The 4,947-nt window shown below is 63.8% G+C and carries 4 protein-coding genes; all 4 read right to left on the bottom strand.

The annotated features are described in order from the left end of the window. Positions 1–27 precede the first annotated feature (27 nt). Positions 28–990: an NUDIX hydrolase gene (locus tag Y703_RS0116355; protein WP_051427686.1), complete on the bottom strand. Its 963-nt coding sequence runs from the start codon at positions 988–990 to the stop codon at positions 28–30. After that, positions 990–3,212: an RNA degradosome polyphosphate kinase gene (locus Y703_RS0116350; RefSeq protein WP_026553571.1), complete on the bottom strand. Its 2,223-nt coding sequence runs from the start codon at positions 3,210–3,212 to the stop codon at positions 990–992. Before Y703_RS0116350 ends, Y703_RS0116355 begins: the two co-directional genes overlap by 1 nt. Positions 3,213–3,286: 74 nt before the next feature. Beyond that, positions 3,287–4,342, bottom strand: coding sequence for a mycothiol synthase (gene mshD / locus Y703_RS0116345; RefSeq protein WP_026553570.1), 1,056 nt, complete (start codon positions 4,340–4,342; stop codon positions 3,287–3,289). Between the two features lie 216 nt (positions 4,343–4,558). Then, a partial coding sequence (locus tag Y703_RS20470) for a winged helix-turn-helix domain-containing protein (RefSeq protein WP_035765684.1) occupies positions 4,559–4,947 on the bottom strand: 389 nt, incomplete at its 5' end.

Here is a 4,947-nt window from a genome sequence, read left to right as displayed (position 1 = left end):
GGCCGGGCCCACCCGATGGCGCAGGAGCTAGTCGTCGTAAGCCCTGAACTGCTCAACTGCCACAACGCGGCCGTGGGACCTGCTACTCACGTGGGAGATCAACACCTCTCCAGGGGCGAGGTACGGGTCCTCGGCCGGCAGCGCGCCGGCGAGAGCCTCCGGCAAATGCTGCCGAAGGACGCCGAAAACCACTGGGAGAACTGGGCGGTGGGTGCACAGTGCCACCGGACGGCGCTTGTCGAACAGTTTTTCGACAGTCGACCTGGTCTTGTCAGGTTTGCGGGCGGCATCCTGCTCGGTGATCGAGTCGGCCAGCTTGAGTTTGATGTCCTTGTTCTTCAGATAGGGAGCGACGGTCTGGACACACCGCTCCCAGGGGCTGCTCACCACCCGTGAGGGGCCCCATGCTTCAAGGAGACGGCTGACCGCTGCAGCCTGCCGCCGACCGGTCGCCGCCAACGGGCGTTCACCTTCTGCCCGGGTCCAGGAGGATCGCGGCTTTGCCTTGGCATGGCGGACCACGATCAGCGGCCAGGTCTCCAACTGGTCGTCCTCGTGAGCGGCAACCAACAATTCGAGAGGTTCCCTATCCGTGGGGTTGGTCAACAGCTCAGCTGCCCGGGTCGGAGTGACCCACAGGAACTTGTCCACCTCTTTGCCGTCCGGTCGGACCACCATCCGCTCGGTGCGTGCGGCCCAGTAATTCACAAGCTTCGTCCCCGACGCCACCGGATAGCGCGTCGATGCCAAAGGAATGCCCAGCGAGATCCGCAGGCCCACCTCCTCCTCGACTTCCCTGACCGCACATTCGGGGGTGGTTTCGCCCGGGTCGATCTTACCCTTGGGCCAGGACCAGTCAGTATAGCGGGGCCGATGTATCAGGAGTACCTCGAGCTGACCCTGCTCCTTCCGCCAGCAGATGGCGCCCGCCGCTAGTACCGACGGTTCGTCATCTTCAGCACTGGTAGTTTCCTCATCAATCGAAGCCATCAGTGGCGGACCGCCGACCGATTGCGGGCCCGTGACGCCAGCAACAAGCTCTGGATATCGCTCAGGGGAGCACCATCGGCGTCCTTGTGGTGCCGGGTCCAGTCTCCCTCGTTGTCAAGATGCCAGCTCGCGGTACCCTCATCCATGTACCGGTCGAGCAGGGACATGAGGTAGTTGATGTCTTCGGGGGCGCTGAGCTGCACGAGGGCTTCCACCCGACGGTCAAGGTTCCGGTGCATCATGTCGGCTGAGCCGATGAACACTGCCGGGTCTCCGCCGTTCTCGAAGGCGAACACCCGCGAGTGCTCTAGGAACCGTCCAAGGACCGAGCGGACGGTGATGTTCTCGCTGAGCCCTGGGACGCCGGGGCGTACAGAGCAGATTCCCCTGACGATCACATCCACTGTCACGCCGGCCTGCGAGGCGCGGTAGAGGGCGTCGATGATTGCCTCATCCACGATCGAGTTCACCTTCACCATCACGCGAGCAGCGAGTCCTGCCTTCTGATTGGCGATTTCGCGTTCAATCCGGTCGATCAGTCCCGACCGGACCGACCGCGGGGCTACCAGCAACCGCTTGAACGTTGACTTCGGCGCATACCCCGAGAGCTGGTTGAACAGCCGGGTGAGGTCCTGGCCTACCTGCTCGTTGGCGGTCAGCAGGCCGAAATCTTCATAGTAGCGGGCCGTACGCGGGTGATAGTTGCCGGTTCCGATGTGGCAGTACCGGCGCAGCCCGTCGATTTCCTGCCGGACAACCAGCGAGAGCTTGCAGTGAGTCTTCAAACCCACAATCCCGTACACCACGTGCACCCCGGCCTGCTCCAGCTTGCGGGCCCAGGAGATATTGGCCTGCTCATCGAAACGTGCCTTGATCTCGACCAGGGCCAGTACCTGTTTGCCGGACTCGGCAGCGTCGATCAGCGCATCAACGATCGGTGAGTCACCCGAGGTGCGATACAGGGTCTGTTTGATGGCCTGTACCTTCGGATCATTCGCTGCCTGTTCAAGGAACGCCTGGACCGATGTTGAGAACGAATCGTACGGGTGGTGCAGCAGAATGTCGCGACGCCGCATGGCAGCGAAGACGTTGGCTGCCTTGGACGTCTCGCTCTCTTTCAGGTCGCGGTTGGTGTGCGGGACATGCTTGGGGTAGCGAAGTTCTCCACGGTCGATGCCGCCGATCACGCTCAGCCCGCGAAGATCCAGCGGAGCGGGAAGACCATACACCTCGTCTTCTTCCACCCCGAGTTCACGGGATAGCAGCGCTCGGATGCTCGGGTTGATGTCGGTGGTGACCTCAAGCCGGACCGGGGGGCCGAACCGGCGCCGCAACAGCTCCTTTTCGAGCGCCTGGAGGAGATTTTCGGCGTCGTCCTCTTCGACCTCCAGGTCCTCATTGCGGGTCACCCGGAAAGTGTGATGTTCGAGAACTTCCATGCCGGGGAACAGCTGGTCCAGGTGGACTGCTATGACCTCTTCCAGGGGGATGAAACGCGCCGTACGGCCCGTGACGTTGCCCGCGCGGGGACCGTCGACCGAGATCAGTCGTGGCAGCTGGTCGGGCACCTTGACGCGGGCAAAGAGTTCCTTTTCGCTGACCGGGTTACGGACGACGACGGCGAGGTTCAGCGAGAGCCCCGAAATATAGGGAAAGGGGTGCGCAGGGTCTACCGCGAGCGGCGTCAGGATGGGGAACACCTTCTCGGCGAAGAGTGTGTTCAGCTCGGCGCGCGCTGCGTCGTCGAGCTCATCCCAGGTGGTCAGATGGATGTTCTCGGCGGCCAGCGCGGGCCGAATGTTCTCGGCAAACACTGCCGCGTGGCGCTGCTGCAGCCTGTAGCCGTCAGCCATGATCTGCTCGAGTTGTTCGATGGGGCTCAGGCCCGCTGCCGACGGCACGGCGAGCCCTGTCGCGATCCGGCGTTTGAGCCCGGCGACGCGCACCATGAAGAACTCGTCAAGGTTCGAGGCAAAGATGGAGAGGAACGTGACGCGCTCCAGGAGGTAGAGGTCAGGGTCCTCGGCGAGTTCAAGCACTCTGGCATTGAAGTCGAGCCAGCTCGACTCCCGGTCGAGGAACCGGTCAGGCGTGATGGCTCCCGAGGGAAGCAGGCTGGGGGCAAACTCGGGGATATCGATGCGGTCCTGGGTGGCACGGGCTGGTGCTACCTCGGACGAGCCGTACCGCGCCGGAACGCGTGCTGCGGTTTCGGATTCCATGGTGTCTCCTGACGGCGGGTGGGTTGCCGCAATCCACCCCTCTCGCAAGGGGTTTCACGGCATCAGGATCCACCTTACAAGCTTGCCCCGGCAACCTGCGGCGCATACATGACGTCAACATCCCAGCGGGTGAAGCCGAGCTTGCGATAGAGGGCCACCGCTGCGGTGTTGTCGGCGTCGACGTAGAGCATGATCGCCTGGAGATCCAGCGAATGCAGGTGTTCGATTCCGGCGATAGTGAGCGCCTTCCCCAACCCCATTCCCTGCGCTTCGGGGGTGACCCCGACAACGTAGACCTCACCCATGGCCGGGTGGTCACCCGATCGTGGGTGCACCTTGGTCCAGTGGAAGCCGAGCAAGTGACCGTCAGCTTCCCGCACCGCCAGGAGGAATCCGTGCGGGTCAAACCAGTCCTCGGCCATCCGGGCCTGCAGGTCTTCAAGAGTGGTTGACCCCTGCTCGGCATGGTCGGCGAAGGCTGCCCGGTTAGCTGCGAGCCACGCCTGCTCGTCAACCCCGGGCTGGAAGGCGCGCAGGACGACGCCGTCGGGCAGGGGCGCCTGGTCAGCGGTCGGCGCGAGGACCGAGGCTTCGAGTGCAGCCCGGGTCTGGCGCATCCGCCAGAGTTCACGGACCGGAACGAAGCCGTTTTTGGCGGCCAGGCTGACTGCCGCCGCATGGTTGCCGTGGGACCAGGCACGCAGGGCAGGCAAACCGTTGGCCTTGACCTCGTCGGCCAGTGCACTTCCGACCCCCTGGTTGCGGTAGGTGGGCCGGACCACCAGCTCGATCACACCTGGATCGGTGCTGTCGTCCGATCCCGCTCTGGGCAGACTGACCACTGCTACGCCGGCCAGCTCTTCCGCTTCATGTGATGCCGGGGAGCTCTCAGGGGTAGCGGTGGCAGCCAACGGCGAATCGCCGTCGGCAGCGTAGGTGGCGAAAACCAGAAGTGATTCAGGATGGGCACCGGCGGTCCTCAGATTGACCAGGGTCTGCTCGGACAACGGCGGATTGCCGTCGGCCTCCGCTGCGGCTGCGGCGAGCCCAAGGATGTCCTGCAGGAAGCTGGGCTCGGGGGCCCCGGCGGTGTGGAGAACTGGCCAGGTCGGGACGGGGGCTGTGGTCATGCTTTCAGCCTAACGCCCCGTATCCCGGTTGCGGGAGACAATTTTGCCAGTGGCACGAACGGTGGGGTAATGTGAGTGATCGTTCACGGGGGATGCACCAGTGGGGTGCCCGCGATACGTTCGACCCGTATGTCCTCCACTCAGTAACACCGAAGCAATACCTAAGGAGTCCTTTTCCACTCAAGTGGGAAGGGGCTTCTGTGGTTTAACGGCAGGCTAGGCGTCGACGGCTGGACGATCGTCAGTTGCCCGGCTCAGCGTAAACCGGTACCCCACGTTGCGGACAGTCCCGATCAGTTGCTCGTGGTCGGCGCCGAGTTTGGCCCTGAGGCGGCGCACATGCACGTCGACCGTGCGGGTACCCCCGTAGTAGTCGTAGCCCCAGACTTCATGCAGCAGCTGGTCGCGCGTAAAGACCCGGCCCGGGTGCTGCGCCAGGTACTTCAGGAGCTCGAATTCCTTGTAGGTCAGGTTCAGGGGTTCGCCGCCGACCCGGGCGGTGTAGCTGGCCTCGTCGATGACTACGCCCGATGCACGGATTTCGTTGCTGGTCTCGGTCTCGGCGGCGCTGGATCGTGCAATGACCAGCCGCAGCCGTGCCTCCA

The sequence above is a fragment of the Arthrobacter sp. H20 genome, assembly GCF_000520515.1.
Taxonomy (GTDB): Bacteria; Actinomycetota; Actinomycetes; order Actinomycetales; family Micrococcaceae; genus Arthrobacter_D.
The sequence above is the reverse complement of the archived record's forward strand: the minus strand, read 5'-3'. Positions and strand labels throughout refer to the sequence as shown.

Coding starts and splice junctions, on each gene's coding strand:
- Y703_RS0116355 (WP_051427686.1), bottom strand. CDS start 990: ATGGCTTCGATTGATGAGGAAACTACCAGTGCTGAAGATGACGAACCG.
- Y703_RS0116350 (WP_026553571.1), bottom strand. CDS start 3,212: ATGGAATCCGAAACCGCAGCACGCGTTCCGGCGCGGTACGGCTCGTCC.
- mshD (WP_026553570.1), bottom strand. CDS start 4,342: ATGACCACAGCCCCCGTCCCGACCTGGCCAGTTCTCCACACCGCCGGG.